Raw genomic sequence first — 15,418 nt, 5'->3', positions numbered from 1 at the left:
TTTGCTAGTACAAAAATTAGTGATGTGGTTATGTGTGAAAGTACACTGGAGTTCGATGCCTGTTTTCATCATGAATATAATGATGCAATTAAAAGTTATGGAAGCCAACCTCAAGGCTTTAAATACCAATTTAGAGGGAAAACACTTCCCTACACTCGAGATACACTAATTGAATATTTTGATGATGTAGAAATATTTCATGAATACAAACCATACAGTAAAATTTCATCTCCTTTATTCAGAGAAAAATTTGTAGCTAGAAGAGAAGCTTCATTGGCATTGGGGTGTAATCTTATTTTAGTTACAGATAAACAAGTCCGTGTTAATCCTGTTTGAATAACTTAAAACTTTTACATCGTTATTCTGGTATTTATGGGATAAGTGCCATCCAAAAAGAGTTGCTTAAAACAATAAAAAATTCAGGTGTGGTAAAGCTTAACGACATATCTTCGGAATTTAACTTATCAACAGGTGAGGCCCGATCTTTCCTTTATGCTTTGCTTCATAAAGGGTTTTTAAAAGCAGATTTAAACAATGATGATTTAACTAATAATCCTAAGTTATGGTTTTCAGTATGAGTGATTTTTTTGATGAATTTTCGGAAGAGTTAATACCTATCAAGCCCGATACCCCACCTCAGTATATTAAATTAGAAGATGCAAACCTAGTTAAAAGAGATTTAGATACCTTTTCTAATTTCTTGAAAGATAAAGCGTTTGATAAATATAAGCTTATAACCATTATAGACAAACAAAAACTGGCGGATGGACTCAAAAAAATATAGATCCAATATTGGATAAGTTATTTGTTAAAGACAATTCAATAAGGCCTGATTGGCGGAAGGTTGTTCGCTGGCGTAAAAAATATATAGAAAGTGATGGCGATGTTGCTTCATTGGCCGCTGGGAATCATAAAATGGGCAACAGAACAAATGCTAAAGCTCGTTTTTTAATAAAGCGTTAGAGCGCTTTCTAGATGCCATAAGACCTAAAATATCTATAGCTTACCAATATTATAAAGATCTTATTATTATTGCGAATGAAAATATTGTTGATGGAAAAATTCCAACTGTTTCTTATAACGCGTTTAATAAACGAATTAAATCACTTCCCCCTTATCCGACAGCCATTGCTCGACATGGTAAATTCAAAGCTGATCAATGGTTTGCTTATTGCTCATCTCATATACCGCCTAGACGTATATTAGAGCGGGTAGAAATAGATCATACTCCACTTGATTTGATTTTACTGGATGATGAGTTAATGATTCCGATTGGGCGACCTTACTTAACATTAGTCGTTGATGTGTTTAGTAGCTGTGTTTTAGGGGTTCACCTAAGCTACAAAGCGCCATCTTATGTGTCTGCAGCAAAGGCTATTTCACATGCAATCAAACCAAAAAAATTAGACCACTTAAATATTAAGCTGCAAAATGAATGGCCCTGCTATGGAAAATTTGAGAGCTTAGTTGTAGATAACGGAGCAGAGTTTTGGTCAAAAAGCCTAGAGCATGCATGTCAAGCTACAGGCATCAATATTCAATACAACCCTGTGCGTAAACCCTGGTTAAAACCTTTTGTTGAAAGGTTTTTTGGAATGATTAATCAATACTTTTTATCTGAGTTACCCGGTAAGACCTTTTCAAATATTCTTGAAAAAGAAGAATATAATCCAAAGAAAGATGCAATTATGAGGTTTTCAACGTTTGTTGAAGAGTTTCATCGTTTATATTTCTTAGCCTCTTCGATTAAGGTGTTTAAGTCTATTTCATAGGTTAGAAGTTCTTGTTGTAACTCAGTTTGATAACTTAGTTTTTTTAATTCTTGTTGGCATTGTTTACGTTGAATTAGCTTTTTAGCTTTATTTACCCTTTTTTTGGTACAAAAGTAGAGTTAAAAAATAACTCTGTTTTGGAGTAAATAACTTTTCTAATTTTTTTATTTGGGGTGTCGCTACGTTTAATTAATCCTTTTTCAATACCTCAGGTTAACTGGCGGTATATAAACTTTCTTGCTTCAACAGGATCTGTAAATTCAACGAGATGAGCTATTAGAGCCTCTTTAGCTTCAGATATAGTGAAATTATCCATTTGCTTAGTTACTAAAAGCGAATGTAAAAATACATTCATATCTACTTTATTGCTCATTGCACTGCCTCGGAAATAACCATAAACTTAGAATTCCTAAGTATACAGGGCAAGGTAAAAACTAGACAATCAGTTTTATATAAAACTCATAGAGATGATGTACTAGTGCAGGTTAAATCCTTTTTTACAGAGCGCCTTAAACAGGCTCGTAAAAACATGAAAATAAGTCAAAAAGATTTAGGTATTAAAATAGGAATAGACCCAAGCTCAGCAAGTGGTCGAATGAACCACTATGAAACTGGTCGCCACATGCCTGATATCGATACATTGAAAAAGATGGCTAAAGAATTAAATGTACCCGTTAATTATTTTTTGTGAGTCTGAAGAGAGTGCTACTTTGGCTTGATTGATAAACTAGATGAGTCAAGTAAACTAATTAAATTATTAGATGAAACTAATAAATAGTTTTTTAATTAAAAGTGTATTCGGAGCCTATTATTAAGTTAAATATAACTCATACTTTAGGTTCCAAATCTCGTTCAACCGAATTCTTTTATATGTTTTCCTTTATAAAACGTTGGGCCAAATGCATTACGATCACAACCGTGTTTATAATCTAACGGTAGCATTCTGATAGTACCTCTGCTTTTAAACTTGCCTACTTCAATTGATTTAATCAGCTGTTCTTCTGTCAGACCTTGAAATTTATTGGTGTCGTTGGTGAAATTAACAGAAAACAGACCTTTTTTAGCACCACGTTCACCTTTATAGGGGGGTAGTTTTTTGCCGTTATCATCAAATGCCCATACATCTAGTAGAAAGTCTTCTTTGTTTAAAGCCATTTTGTTGTCCCGTTATCAAATAATTTTATAAAAATATTTACTTTGTGTTTTGTTCATTCTCAACAGTTGATCCATATTCTAAATGAAGCAGCCAATTTGAAGGTTTTGAATCTATGGCAAAAGCATCATTATTTTCTTTTGGAATAGTCCTTAGGATACTGGCTTCTTCATTGACCAAATAAGCAAACACCTCAGATCCTGCTGATAAGTTTTTATTTTCAGTGAATAGCCGATTTTGTTTATCAGTCATTTGGTCTTTCATTAAAATAGTCTTGAACAACAGACCTTGACTATTCGGCAACCTTAAAGCCACAAACACGCAGTCTTCGCACACAAAGTAGGCATCTTCAGGAATATGTTTCATTGGGATGTTATTTTGTATCAACCACTCTATTATCGGATAAATTTTTTTACCAACATCGCCTATATTTAATGCATTAATTCTTTGAATACAGCGAATAAAAAAATGCTCATGACAGAAAATGTTCACTATAGTATGGACATGACCTTGTTCCATTTTCTTAATATTGATGAGTTTTCTTGTATCAAAAGAATACATTATTATCGAATTATATGAGCCATATCCAGGTATGTTACTTGGCGTGTCTTGAAAATGAATAAGTTGATATTTATAGTGCCACGATGACCTTTTAATATGATGCTTTTCTTTAATAATTGAATTAGCTGCCATATCAGTAAATGCTTTTATATATTTATTGATACCTTTTTTGTTACTGAGCAGTGGTTTAGGCAAATGTTGATTTTGCATATGATCCAAAATCTCTTTTGACTGAGATTGTGCAAGTCTAACTTGACCTTTTAATTGCGCTTTAGCGATAGATTCATGCATCTATATTTCAAACCTAATTTATTAAATTTTATTGTCGCTTCTAATAACTATCAGCATCCCAGCATCGTATTTATTAGCAGTATTGTTATGATTCAGTACCTAGTACTTCTTCTGTTGTTCTTAGCTCCCAACGCATCGCCGAAACAATTGTCCAGTTACCTGATGTGTTCTTCCTGCGCCAGTAAGCTTTAGGCTTCATTAACCTGAGTTCAGATAACGCGGTTGTGACGTCATCAATAATAAACTCTGAGCCTTTAAGGCCTATCCGAAAACCTTTGCGGTTTCGACACTGATAATTAAAAAACTCATTGTTAGACGTCACAGGGACTAATATCATGCCTTCTGTTTCTGGCTCTTCTGTCGCGGTAAACCCTCGTCGTTCCATGGATAACGATAATGCAAGTCCAACAGGTACAAGTACCAAACGCTCTTTCTTCTGAAGCTCCGAACGAATTTTGGTGGTGTTAAGCACTTCATTTCTAATCGTGTTTGGATGCATTTCCCAGAGCAGGCTTAACTCATAAATTGTTAAATAATCCTCTTGAACGCCTGTCATTAAGTCTATTAGCGGAAAACAGGCTTCAAGCATCGGCGGTAATTCAACTCCTCTCTCTATTTCTAGCTTAAGTCGTGCAAAAAAAAGTGTCAGTGCGTCTTTGAGTTGTATAAGGGGCTTTTTGTCTAACCCTCTTATATCTGCAACTATTTCACCTGTTAATACAGTACATGAAAGATCATCCAGAAGGTCGACATCCAAACCTTCCTCAAATTTACCTGTTTTGCCATATTTCATTAGTAGCTGTAGCTTTTCAGGCATCTCTTTTTCTGTCGCCTTAATGTAATGAGTAAACTCGCTGTTTAAGTCTTGCCAAAATAATTCAAAGTCATTCATCTTAGTTTTCCTTTTTAAAGTGTCATTGTTTTGTTAATTGCTAATTTAGCTAACTTTTGTTTGTTTCCACCTTCTATCCAAGCATTAAAATGCCCATTAGCAGGAGAAGGGTGGGTCAAATGAACAAACATTTTGTTATTCACTTTATAGCTAACGGCGTTTATTTCTTCTATGTCACCTATTTTAGATAACAGATGGCGACAATTTTTAATATAAGCCTCGCCTACTCCTAGCATAATAATCAGCTTGGTTTCTTCTGGTAATACAGCAATATGTTGAGAAACACAGTTGTTTAATATTTCTGGAATTTCCTTGAATGATTTATTTATTAATGCGCCAGAGCATGCATGTTTACCATTTTTGTCTTCTCGGCTTAAGCTACAGCGTACTAGTGAGCCAAAAGCCATTTTACTATTGTTGTTCGATATCATATCGGTTACATGCTCGCTAGGTTGAAGTAGACCAACGCATTTCAATGCTTGGTCAAGTCGACTACGAGAGGGGCCGCCAAATGCAATATCATTAAAATTACCGTTCTCATAAATATTTGCCTGAGTACTGCCTTTTGAAAAGCCTAATATAAGAACTTCAGGTTTACTTGAGCCCCACGCACCAGGATCATTTTTCATTTTCCAAAGCGGGTTTAAATTGGTAACTCGGTCCATATTGTTATAACACTTATTACAATCAATTTTTCCGTGACAAGGTAACATACCATCAACTCCTTAATCTAAATGTATTTTATTGTTGATATTGTTTTGATTCGATTTAAGGAGTGTAAGTGATTATTTTTATTTAATCAATATCTGTTTTTAAATTAATATTGTTTTGATTGAGTTTAGCTTTGATTGAATTTGATTTGTTCATGGAGTCTATATTTGACAATTGAAATAATAGGCACAGTAACAAAACTAATTAGGCTCCATGCTAAATTGGTATTACTTGCACAATATTTACAATATTCAGTGATCTATTTGATTTAAAAGTAAAATTTTTATGAATAGTTCGGTATGATTATAGTTATTAAAGGGTAAGCTCTTTCAAACAACGTTTTAGGTATAAAATCATGGCAAAATCTCCCGCAAAAAAGACCCCAAAAAAAATACAAGTTGGTTTTGAAGAATCACTTTGGGATGCCGCCAACAAACTACGTGGTAGTGTTGAATCGGCTGAATACAAGCACATCGTATTAAGTCTCATCTTCCTTAAATTCATCAGTGACAAGTTTGAAGTGCGTAAAAACGCCATTGCCGCAGAGCATGGCAATGAATATATCGATATGGTGGAGTTTTACACCATGGAAAATATCTTCTACTTACCTGAAGACGCACGTTGGTCGTTTATTCAAATGAACTAGCCATTCGTTATGACTTTGATTACCCAGAAGACAAGCTCATTGAACTGGCTAAAGCGGTAAAAGTGATTGTCGATAATAAAGCGAAGTTCACAGACTGGAATCACCGTGATGAAGTATACAAAGAAATTTTTGAGCAAGCAGAGGCGGTTAAGGCGAATATTAAGACATAGTTTATACAGTATATTTTTAAAGTTAGTAATTATTGAAAGAATCTTATTTTAAATTAATCAAAAAGGGTATTTAAAGTCAAATGAACAGTAAAGATGAACCGAACAAAGCAAGTGAAAGCGCACAAGACACGAAGTCTGATACATCTGAGGCTGTTTTATCTCAGCTTGAATTAATACAGCAGTGGCGAACCACTTTAATGTGTTTAAAAAAGGATGTTGAGTTCGAGATAACGGATATAAAAGATAAAGAAAATGAGCAGTTAACAAAAGTGTTTGAAGCCGTCGAATATTTAGATAAGAAAAATACTTTGTTAGATGAAAATGCAGACTTTCAGTTCTCTGATGCTGGTTTTTTAACATATAAAACAAATCATCAGTTGGTGTTTAATTACTTATCAACGCTCAATAAAGCCGCTCAAGTGCAATCTAAATCAAGATTTTATTTTGTTTCTAGAGAGAAACATATTGCCCAAAAATTACTACCGACTCATTGGGGGCACTCTCTTATACACTTTATTTTTATGCTCATTGTTATAGGAATAATAGGTTTTGTAAGTCTTTTAATGTTTTTTAAAACACAAGAAAACCTGTTTGTTCAACTACTATTAATTTGGTTTTGTGTTGCAAACTTTAAAGCAATTAAGCAATTAATTAGTAAATATAGAAAAGCAGCTAAAACCCCGTTTCGATTTAATATCAGTTTATTGGGGATTCATTGTGTCAATATATTCTTGAAAGTGTGTTTCCTATGTTTTATTCCTATTCTGATTACCATTAAATTTAATCCGTATTGGGTTGATGATATCGTTATTATCAGTTTGTTTCTTGTTTGTCTTATTAATTTTAAACTTGTTGATAAGCCGATTGAAAATGATGTGTCAAAGGATTTAAAAGAAGTAGAGGCTGCGAATGTATAAGTGGTTTTTATTATTTACTAGCTTGCTTTTTAGCTCAAATAGTTTCGCTGACGTTAATATAAAACTAGCTTGCGAAGAAAAAGAAGAGCAAAAGCAGTCACTGTTAACAAGGTTATCTACCTCTGTTACTGAAGCTCATTTAGCGGGACAATGCACAGGTTATTATTCTCACTCTAGAATAAGCTTTAGAGAATCTTGTTCTGAGTTTATAGAGCAAAAAAAATCATTACTTTCTTTTAGTACTTCGCTTAAAGAAGCATATTTAGCTGGTACTTGTATTGGGGCCATATATAAAACTGCGCAAGACTGTGATGTTGATACGTATAGCATAAATTACCAGGCTATTGCTGATGGCGCTTCTTCACTGAGTATGGTTGAGCAAAGGCTCGGCTGCTATGGAAATCGATATGGCTGGTAAGAATACAAGTATTGCAGCTGTTGCCTGTCAAGCTTTAGGCATTGAACGTTACTTGTTGCCTGAGCGGTTGAGAGCTCGCTTAAATTATTACGTTAAAGATAAAAAGCTAAAAGCTAAGCTGCTTGATGAGCCAGACGTAAAGTCAGAGTCAGTTGATTATGTACCTAAGCCCATTAAAGCTGGTAATCATGTTTTTATTCGCAATCTAGTGATTTTAGATACTTTATTTGAAGATAAAAAATTAGTGATTAATTGGCTTAATGGTGAAAAAATTGAAGCCGACAATTTTGAAAAATTTGCCAATGAATGGAAAGCAAAAAAGGTATTGTTTCAAGCGCTGGATAAACATGTTGGCGACCTTCGACTTTTTTTATTAAATGAAGAGGTAGATTGGGCTCAAGATGAGATCCCTTATCCTTTTAGTGATGGGAAATACAGTTCAATGGAGATGATTGCTAATTCTATTGCCCTGGATATGGATTCTAGCCCCTACGATCTAGCATTAAAGGCCGTTATTGAGGGAGAGTTTGGCAAGCTTGGCGTATTGATTCTAGATCATCCTGAGGCTTTTACTAGTGAGCATGGTGAATGGTTAGTACAGCTTTACTACAGTAAAAAAGCGGAATATGAGGAGTATGCACAGTTACTAAATAAATATTAAATAATTTCATTTCCCCCTTTTTTGTGAATTTCACAGTTTGATACTTGCTCCTGAAGTCACCGCATAGTGCGGTGATATTAGGAGTAAATTATGTATCATTTAGTTCTTCTTTCTCTAATTAATGAGACCAATCAATTATCTTTAGCGGATCAACTCATTAAAGAAATACTTATGAACCTTGTATTAGGAGTTTCTTATGAGTAATTCATTTAATGAACTAGTCATTAATTATCATGTTACAGAAGTTTGTAATTACTCTTGCAAATTTTGTTATGCGAAATGGGACCGCCCAAATGAAATACATGCCCAAGGGAAAGATGCAGAGTTAATGCTTGAAAAATTAGCCGCTTATTTTTTTGATGAAAATACTCATCAAGTCAAAGCTACTTTTCCCTATAAAAGTGTTCGTATTAATTTTGCAGGTGGTGAACCTTTAATTCTGAAAGAACGTTTTTCACAACTCATTTTAAAAGCTAAGGAGCTTGGTTTTAACTTATCGCTTATTACTAATGGGCATTACTTAACCAATGAATTTATAAACCATTATGGTTCTTTATTCTCGATGATTGGTATTAGCTTTGATAGTCAATCTGTTGATGGTAGAAAAAATATTGGTCGAATAGATCGAAAAGGTGGCTCATTTGATGAAGTTGATTTAATTAATACTGTTAATCGTCTACGTAAGGTTAATCCAACTATTTCGATAAAAGTAAATACAGTGGTCAATAGCTTGAATTATCAAGAGTCATTTGTAGAGCTGATTGCTCAGATCTGCCCTGATAAATGGAAAGTATTTCAAGTACTTCCTGTATTAAATAAACAGCTCTTAGTAACTGATAAGCAGTTTTCTGATTTTGTCGATAATCATCAAGAGTTAAGCGAAGTGATGGTTGTTGAAGATAATGATGCAATGACCAATTCATATTTAATGATTAATCCTGAAGGTCGTTTTTATCAAAATAGTACCACACAAAGCGGTTACCAATATGGTGAGTTAATTTTAGATGTTAGCGTTGATCAAGCATTAAAGATCTGTGAGATTGATTGGGAAATATTTAGCAGCCGTTATAAAAAATCAACCGTAATGAATGTACTTGAACTGATTAGTGATCGTGAATACCAGTTTAAGCAAAACCAATCATTGTCTCTTTTAAGTCAAGGAGAATTAGCATGAGTATTGATAATGACAAGCAATTTGTAGCTTTATTCGGTGAGCCTATAGCCACTGAATATAGCAATGCATTAATGTTAATGGACGTATATGCCGATGTTAGTTTAATGATGTTTAGAAAGGGGCTCGAGAGTTTATGCTTAAAAGTGGCGAAAAATTATGATTACGAATTTGATAATACTGATTTATGCGAGCAAATTAATGAATTAGCTAAAGAAACGTTTATCAACGTTATTACAAAAGAGTTGTTACACAAAGCTAGACAACAAACAAATGCGGGCGTGCACCTACCTGAGAACTTGATTGGAAAAAAAGAGATAAGAAACATTGATATTACGGCACATACTAAGAAGCTTATAAGTAATGCAATAAAAGTGCGTAAAGACATATTAGAAATATTGGAGTTAGTAGCTATTGATCTTAAGGTAGTAAAACGTATACCTAAATACGCTCTATCTGCAGCTGGTGGACAAGGAGTTAAAGAGCTTTTCTACACTTGCTTAGGTTCAACAGATCATCAAAAACATTTTACCCTAGGGATTGTGTATCAAAGCTTAGCGAAAGAACGCGAAAATTTTGTCTTGTGTAATGATGGTCGTTCTAAAGTGCCAAACCCTTATTATCGCTTTGCTAATGAATGCTTTAAAAGTGCATTTTATTTTAGTACAGGTTTATCTATTTCAGATATCTCTATCAAGAATAAGCAAGGTATCAAAATTAGCCCTAATGGTTATGAGTCACTATTTCATTATGTAATGCTCTCTATAACTGAAAAAATCGCTGAAATTAATCCAGATGAAGAACAATTAATTTTACGTGCATTGGTTAAAAGGAAATATAGCGCAGCGTATCCACAATTAGGGTGGAAAAAATACTTAGCTGGCCACTATAAAGAGGGAGCCAAATTAATCACTCATGACAAAGCAATAAAAGACAATTTCAGTCTGCATAAGAAAGGGATTATTTATCTTGAAGGCAAGGCTTGTGCAAGAGATATCAATCTATCCATTGAATACTTTAGGCAAGCAAGTGAATTTGGTTGTGCTGATTCAATGTTTGAGTTAGCTAAGATATTTCATCGAGGAGAGTATGTTAAAGCTGATATTGAACTAGCTGAAGAATGTTTAAATAAAGCGATTAAATTAGGTAATGCGAGCGCGTTAAAGTACATGAAAAATGATTTTATAAATCCTCTTGGAATGATGACTGCGTTTGCAGACTATCTTTTGAAAGTATCTGATTTTGAAATAGCAAAGAATAGATTAAAGATTCAGTGGGCACAAGTTGAGAAGAAAATGAATAACCCATAAATTACTCTGATTCTAAAAAATCAAAAATACAGTTGTACGTTATAGCGCTAAAAAGTGCCAACGTAAAAGTGAAGTTTATATTGGTGGTCGTTATAAGGGCCTCCATTTTACTGACAAATTATAAATTAGAATAGGTGTGAAAAGTGAATAAATTTATCGTTTTTGAAGGATTAGACGCGTGTGGAAAAACAACACTAAGTTCACTCTATGCAAAAGAGAGAAACTCCATGGTTCATTCAGCAGTTGTAGATGAGTCATTAGAACTAAGAAAGGTCATTGATTCTTATGAATCAATGGAGAGTGCTTTGTTATTTTTTTTGATGAATAACTTTTTGAAGAGTCATGAGGTCTCGGAGGGAGTAGAGTCAGGGGATGTCATACTAGACAGATATATATTTTCAACATTAGCATACCAGACCATTATGCTTGGAGAAAATACAGTCAAGTGTATCTTTGATACGCTTAACATTGCCGAAAAACTTCTTCTTCCAGAAGTGGTTGTCTTTGTTAAAGCTGATGCAGACACTATAGAAAGTAGGATAAAAGCTAGAGGTGGTGAGCTTCAGTGGTACGGCGATGAAATAACGCAAAATAATTGTGTAGAAACAGCCTATAAAAAATCTTTAAGTGGTTTGATATCCCCATTGTAGAAATTGATACATCAGAAAAACATGGTCGTTCTATAGAGGAAAACTATCAACTAATGAAAGAACAAATTAATCTTGTTTTTGCGAAGGTAAGTCGCTAAAACTAAGTTTTATTTAGGTGGTTCGTTCAGCTTTGAACTGACATTGCTAGTTTTTGTCGCGTTTTTGGTTTAACCACCTAGTTTAGTTCACATTTTTAAACGGCCTTCGAGTTCAACCATAAAAAGACTCAGGCTGTTTTTAACTTATAAAGGTTATTTATAAAACTTTAGCTAAATTTATATTATCAATTAAATGCTTAACCTAATGGCTAAATGGTACTCTCACTTTGCATTTAAAAAAGGTGTAATAAGCAGTACTTTTTCACCTTAAGCAGTATTATATATTTTGCTAACTCATCGGAGTATAATTTTATTTATATTAACGTTTCTGAATCTATCTAAATGAGATGATAGAAAGTATTAATTTATTGCACTCGATAATTAATACTAAGAATAACTACTAATATTCTATGTAGAATAATATCTTAACGCTTAATACTTCTAATGTAAGAATAGTAAGATTAAAAATAGTTATTTTAGATAAGCGTTTATACTTAAAATTACTTGCAGAATCAGGTATTCTTCAAGTAATTAACTAATAACCCCCAAATTAATTTACTAACATATGTGGAAACAACGATGATCGTATTAGGACACCAAAACCCGGACTGTGATAGCCTTTGTAGTGCTATTGGCCTTGCCAGCTTATTTAATAAAATGGGTAAAACAGCAACACCTGCTCTACAAGGTGAGCCAAATCCAGAAGCGTTATTCTTGTTAGAGCAATCAGGTTTGCCACAACCAGAAATCCGTACAGAAGTTGCGGGTGAAGAAATTTTTATTGTTGACTACTCTGACTGGGGTCAAGGTACTGCAGACATGAAGAAAGCAACAATTCTAGGTATTGTGGACCACCATAAATTAGGTGATATCACAACGTCTACTCCATTAGAGTGTTGGATTTGGCCAGTAGGTTGTAGTGCAACTATCGTATACAACATGTATAAATTTAATAACCAAGTTCCAGATGCGCCTGTAGCTAAAATGATGATGGGTGCAATCATCTCTGATACGGTTAACTTCCAAGGCCCAACAACGACTGATATCGATAAAGTTGCTGCGAATGAATTAGCTGCAATCGCTGGCGTTGATGATATTGAAGCATTTGCTGCTGCGCAGTTTGAAGCTAAATCAGATATCGCATCGGTACCTGCTGCTGAATTAATTTTGCGTGATCAAAAAGTATTTGAAATGGCGGGTGATAAATTAGCAATCGGCCAACTTGAATTAACTTCTTTAGATACAGCATTATCTAAAAAATCAGACATGTTAGCTGAGATGGGCGTTTTGCAAGCTGAAAAAGGTTATCACTCAACCATCGTTTTATTAACAGATATCAATAAACTTGATACCGTAGCAATTATAATCTCAGAAGATGAAGATAAAGTCGCTAAGGCATTGAACAGCACCGTTGTAGATCATACATTTGATTTACCCGGCGTAGTAAGCCGTAAGAAGCAAATTATTCCATTCTTACAAGCTGCATTTGAAGCAGAATAAAAAACAACTAATAAGCTAAGTCAGTTAGTTTATTAGTTACTGTTTTATGGCTAAGGCGGATTTCCTGAGGGAATTCGCCTTTTTTATTATCTAAGATAAAGTTAATGTACGTTTAATTCCTGCTATTTGTTATTACTCCCTCTTATTTTTTGTTAGATATGTTGTTAACATCTTTTCTCATCTCTATTTTATTCGGCATATCGAGGTTTCATGCATATTCATATACTTGGCATTTGTGGCACATTCATGGGTGGCGTTGCTATCTTAGCTAAATCATTAGGTTATAAAGTGACTGGTTCAGATAAAAATGTCTATCCGCCAATGAGTACTCAACTAGAAAAACAGGGGATCGAATTAATTCAGGGCTTTGATCCAAGCCAGTTAGATAACAAACCTGACTTAGTGGTCATTGGTAATGCCATGAGTCGTGGTAACCCATGTGTAGAAGCTGTATTAGATAAACAAATCCCTTATATCTCTGGTCCACAATGGTTATTAGAGCATGTATTAAAAGATCGTTGGGTATTAGCGGTGGCTGGTACGCATGGTAAGACCTCAACATCTAGTATGTTGGCATGGATCTTAGAATACGCCAATATGCAACCAGGCTTTTTGATTGGTGGCGTACCTGAGAACTTTGGATTATCTGCTCGTTTAGGAGAAACGCCTTTCTTTGTTATTGAAGCTGATGAATACGATAGTGCCTTCTTTGATAAACGTTCTAAATTCGTTCATTACCGTCCAAGAACCTTAGTATTAAATAACCTAGAGTTCGATCATGCAGATATTTTTGAAGATTTAAATGCGATTAAAAAACAATTTCATCACTTGATGCGTAGTATACCGAGTACTGGCCGCGTATTTATCCCCAATAAAGATGAAGCTCTTATGTCGGTTAAACATATGGGGTGCTGGAGTGAAGTGGAATACCTAGGTAAAAACTGGTCAGCTATCAAAGTAAAAGAAGATGGCACACAGTTCCAAGTGCAATTAGACCAACAAAATCAAGGTCTGGTTAACTGGGAATTGATGGGAGACCATAATATTGATAACGCATTAGCCGCGATTGCAGCAGCTCGCCATGTTGGCGTAACACCAGAAATATCAATTGCTGCATTGGCTGAGTTTAAAAGTATCAAGCGTCGTATGGAAGTAAAGGGGACGGTAAATAATATTACTGTTTATGATGATTTTGCACATCACCCAACAGCGATTAAAACAACGTTAGCCGGATTACGAGCAAAAGTAGGGGATGAAAATATCATCGCTGTATTAGAGCCACGATCTAATACGATGAAATTAGGTATTCATAAAGAAGCTTTAGTAAATTCTTTAAATGTTGCAGACCACGTATATTGTTTCGAAGATAAAAACATTCAGTGGTCAATGCAAGAATTATTTGATGAACAAGGTAAACGTGTACAGATAGAAACAGATATAGATACATTAGTTGAACAAGTGGTGAAAAAGGCAAAACCAAATGATCATATCTTAGTAATGAGTAATGGTGGCTTTGGCAATATTCATCAAAAATTATTAGATAGATTATAGAGTGAGCAAAAAGATGACAATGCAATATAACGATACCGTGACTTTAGGTGTAACAGGCGCATCTGGAAGTGGATACTTTTTACGTTTGTTACAAACCATGGTGGACGCAAACGTAAAAGTATATCTATTGTTGTCAGAAGCGGCGCAGATCGTACTAAACACAGAAGCTGATGAAGAATGGCCTCGTGATATTGATACGTTAAATACATTTTTAGTTTCTCGTTTTAATAGTCAAGAAGGGCAGATTGTTGCATTAACAGCGAAAGATTGGTTTTCACCGGTAGCATCTGGCTCTTCGGCACCTAAAAAAATGGTTGTTTGCCCTTGTAGTTGTGGAACACTCGCTTCTATTGCACAAGGTTTATCTAATAATCTTATTGAAAGAGCTGCTGATGTTGTATTTAAAGAAAGAGGGCAGCTGATTGTCATGCCAAGAGAAGCGCCATTTTCTACATTACATTTGAAAAATATGCTTACATTATCTGAGTTAGGCGCAACAGTAATGCCATTAGCACCAGGTTTTTATCATAAACCAACCACTATTCTAGAATTACAAGATTTTATGGTAGCCAGAGTGATGGACCATTTAAAGATCGAACACCAAACTAGTAAACGTTGGTGCGAGTAAAAATTCAGCAAAAATAGTGTTATTTGATGGTTATTTAAACGAATTAAAATAAATAGTAAAAATAACCATTTAATTACAATAAAACGCTTGCCAATGTGATCTTAATCCCTATAATGCGCACCCACAGACACGGGATGTAGCGCAAGTTACTAACGCAGTCTGAACCATTAAACTCAACGAGTTTGAGTCAATAAAAACTTTTAAAGTTTATTGTTGACAAGGTTGAAGGTTAGCGTAATATACGCCGCCTAGCCGAAAGGCATGCTCTTTAACAATTTAATCAAACAATCTGTGTGAGCACTTATTGTTGATGTGATT

19 protein-coding genes and 1 pseudogene are annotated in these 15,418 nt (G+C 34.5%); 15 read left to right on the top strand and 5 right to left on the bottom strand.

What is annotated here, in order from left to right; translation table 11 throughout:
* The first annotated feature begins 30 nt into the window (after positions 1–30).
* The 3 genes from OW492_RS12300 to OW492_RS12290 all read left to right on the top strand — a co-directional run bounded on the left by OW492_RS12300 (position 31) and on the right by OW492_RS12290 (position 1,772).
* Positions 31–336, top strand: coding sequence for a TnsA endonuclease N-terminal domain-containing protein (locus tag OW492_RS12300; RefSeq protein WP_290040318.1), 306 nt, complete (start codon positions 31–33; stop codon positions 334–336).
* Positions 337–574: 238 nt separating this feature from the next.
* A complete protein-coding gene (locus tag OW492_RS12295) occupies positions 575–784 on the top strand; it encodes a hypothetical protein (protein WP_290040316.1) in 210 nt (69 codons plus the stop codon).
* A 478-nt stretch (positions 785–1,262) separates the two neighbouring features.
* Positions 1,263–1,772, top strand: coding sequence for a DDE-type integrase/transposase/recombinase (locus tag OW492_RS12290; RefSeq protein WP_290040314.1), 510 nt, complete (start codon positions 1,263–1,265; stop codon positions 1,770–1,772).
* Between the two features lie 208 nt (positions 1,773–1,980).
* Here the strand turns inward: OW492_RS12290 and OW492_RS12285 are convergent, their stop codons facing one another.
* On the bottom strand, positions 1,981–2,145 hold the full coding sequence (locus OW492_RS12285; protein ID WP_290040312.1) for a hypothetical protein: 165 nt from the start codon (positions 2,143–2,145) through the stop codon (positions 1,981–1,983).
* A 156-nt stretch (positions 2,146–2,301) separates the two neighbouring features.
* Between OW492_RS12285 and OW492_RS12280 the strand changes: the two genes are divergently transcribed.
* The gene (locus tag OW492_RS12280; protein WP_290040311.1) at positions 2,302–2,463 is read left to right on the top strand and encodes a helix-turn-helix transcriptional regulator; all 162 of its coding nucleotides are present in this window, start codon (positions 2,302–2,304) and stop codon (positions 2,461–2,463) included.
* A 161-nt stretch (positions 2,464–2,624) separates the two neighbouring features.
* Here the strand turns inward: OW492_RS12280 and OW492_RS12275 are convergent, their stop codons facing one another.
* The 4 genes from OW492_RS12275 to OW492_RS12260 form a co-directional block, all read right to left on the bottom strand.
* A complete protein-coding gene (locus tag OW492_RS12275; protein WP_290040310.1) occupies positions 2,625–2,927 on the bottom strand; it encodes a hypothetical protein in 303 nt (100 codons plus the stop codon).
* Between the two features lie 37 nt (positions 2,928–2,964).
* A complete protein-coding gene (locus tag OW492_RS12270) occupies positions 2,965–3,777 on the bottom strand; it encodes a hypothetical protein (protein WP_290040308.1) in 813 nt (270 codons plus the stop codon).
* 85 nt (positions 3,778–3,862) lie between these two features.
* The gene (locus OW492_RS12265) at positions 3,863–4,669 is read right to left on the bottom strand and encodes a hypothetical protein (RefSeq protein ID WP_290040306.1); all 807 of its coding nucleotides are present in this window, start codon (positions 4,667–4,669) and stop codon (positions 3,863–3,865) included.
* Positions 4,670–4,683: 14 nt separating this feature from the next.
* A complete protein-coding gene (locus OW492_RS12260) occupies positions 4,684–5,382 on the bottom strand; it encodes a hypothetical protein (protein WP_290040304.1) in 699 nt (232 codons plus the stop codon).
* Between the two features lie 353 nt (positions 5,383–5,735).
* On the opposite strand from OW492_RS12260, the pseudogene OW492_RS12255 reads away from it, so the two are divergent.
* From OW492_RS12255 to OW492_RS12205, 11 genes and pseudogenes are all read left to right on the top strand, one after another.
* Positions 5,736–6,017, top strand: a pseudogene (locus OW492_RS12255) (type I restriction-modification system subunit M N-terminal domain-containing protein); the annotation flags it as partial.
* The gene (locus tag OW492_RS12250) at positions 6,002–6,196 is read left to right on the top strand and encodes a hypothetical protein (protein WP_290040303.1); all 195 of its coding nucleotides are present in this window, start codon (positions 6,002–6,004) and stop codon (positions 6,194–6,196) included. The pseudogene OW492_RS12255 and the gene OW492_RS12250, both read left to right, overlap by 16 nt.
* 80 nt (positions 6,197–6,276) lie before the next feature.
* The gene (locus OW492_RS12245) at positions 6,277–7,113 is read left to right on the top strand and encodes a hypothetical protein (protein ID WP_290040301.1); all 837 of its coding nucleotides are present in this window, start codon (positions 6,277–6,279) and stop codon (positions 7,111–7,113) included.
* Positions 7,106–7,531, top strand: coding sequence for a hypothetical protein (locus OW492_RS12240; protein ID WP_290040299.1), 426 nt, complete (start codon positions 7,106–7,108; stop codon positions 7,529–7,531). The genes OW492_RS12245 and OW492_RS12240 overlap by 8 nt, the downstream gene beginning before the upstream one ends.
* The gene (locus tag OW492_RS12235) at positions 7,509–8,192 is read left to right on the top strand and encodes a hypothetical protein (RefSeq protein WP_290040297.1); all 684 of its coding nucleotides are present in this window, start codon (positions 7,509–7,511) and stop codon (positions 8,190–8,192) included. The genes OW492_RS12240 and OW492_RS12235 overlap by 23 nt, the downstream gene beginning before the upstream one ends.
* 196 nt (positions 8,193–8,388) lie before the next feature.
* Positions 8,389–9,366 carry a viperin family antiviral radical SAM protein gene (locus OW492_RS12230; RefSeq protein ID WP_290040295.1) on the top strand — a complete coding sequence of 326 codons (978 nt, stop codon included), beginning with the start codon at positions 8,389–8,391 and terminating at the stop codon, positions 9,364–9,366.
* The gene (locus OW492_RS12225) at positions 9,363–10,673 is read left to right on the top strand and encodes a DUF4145 domain-containing protein (protein ID WP_290040293.1); all 1,311 of its coding nucleotides are present in this window, start codon (positions 9,363–9,365) and stop codon (positions 10,671–10,673) included. Before OW492_RS12230 ends, OW492_RS12225 begins: the two co-directional genes overlap by 4 nt.
* A gap of 143 nt (positions 10,674–10,816) precedes the next feature.
* Positions 10,817–11,323 (top strand): deoxynucleoside kinase, encoded by a 507-nt coding sequence (locus OW492_RS12220; protein WP_290040291.1) that lies wholly within the window; start codon positions 10,817–10,819, stop codon positions 11,321–11,323.
* 677 nt (positions 11,324–12,000) lie between these two features.
* The gene (locus OW492_RS12215) at positions 12,001–12,921 is read left to right on the top strand and encodes a manganese-dependent inorganic pyrophosphatase (RefSeq protein ID WP_290040289.1); all 921 of its coding nucleotides are present in this window, start codon (positions 12,001–12,003) and stop codon (positions 12,919–12,921) included.
* Positions 12,922–13,131: 210 nt separating this feature from the next.
* Positions 13,132–14,472, top strand: coding sequence for a UDP-N-acetylmuramate:L-alanyl-gamma-D-glutamyl-meso-diaminopimelate ligase (gene mpl, locus OW492_RS12210; protein ID WP_290040288.1), 1,341 nt, complete (start codon positions 13,132–13,134; stop codon positions 14,470–14,472).
* 13 nt (positions 14,473–14,485) lie between these two features.
* Entirely contained in the window at positions 14,486–15,100 is a 615-nt protein-coding gene (locus OW492_RS12205) for a flavin prenyltransferase UbiX (protein WP_290040287.1), read from the top strand.
* The last annotated feature ends 318 nt before the right edge of the window (positions 15,101–15,418 follow it).

The organism is Psychromonas sp. 14N.309.X.WAT.B.A12, from assembly GCF_030397575.1.
Taxonomy (GTDB): domain Bacteria; phylum Pseudomonadota; class Gammaproteobacteria; order Enterobacterales; family Psychromonadaceae; genus Psychromonas.
Note: the sequence above shows the minus strand (reverse complement) of the source record. Positions and strands in the feature narration are given on the sequence as shown.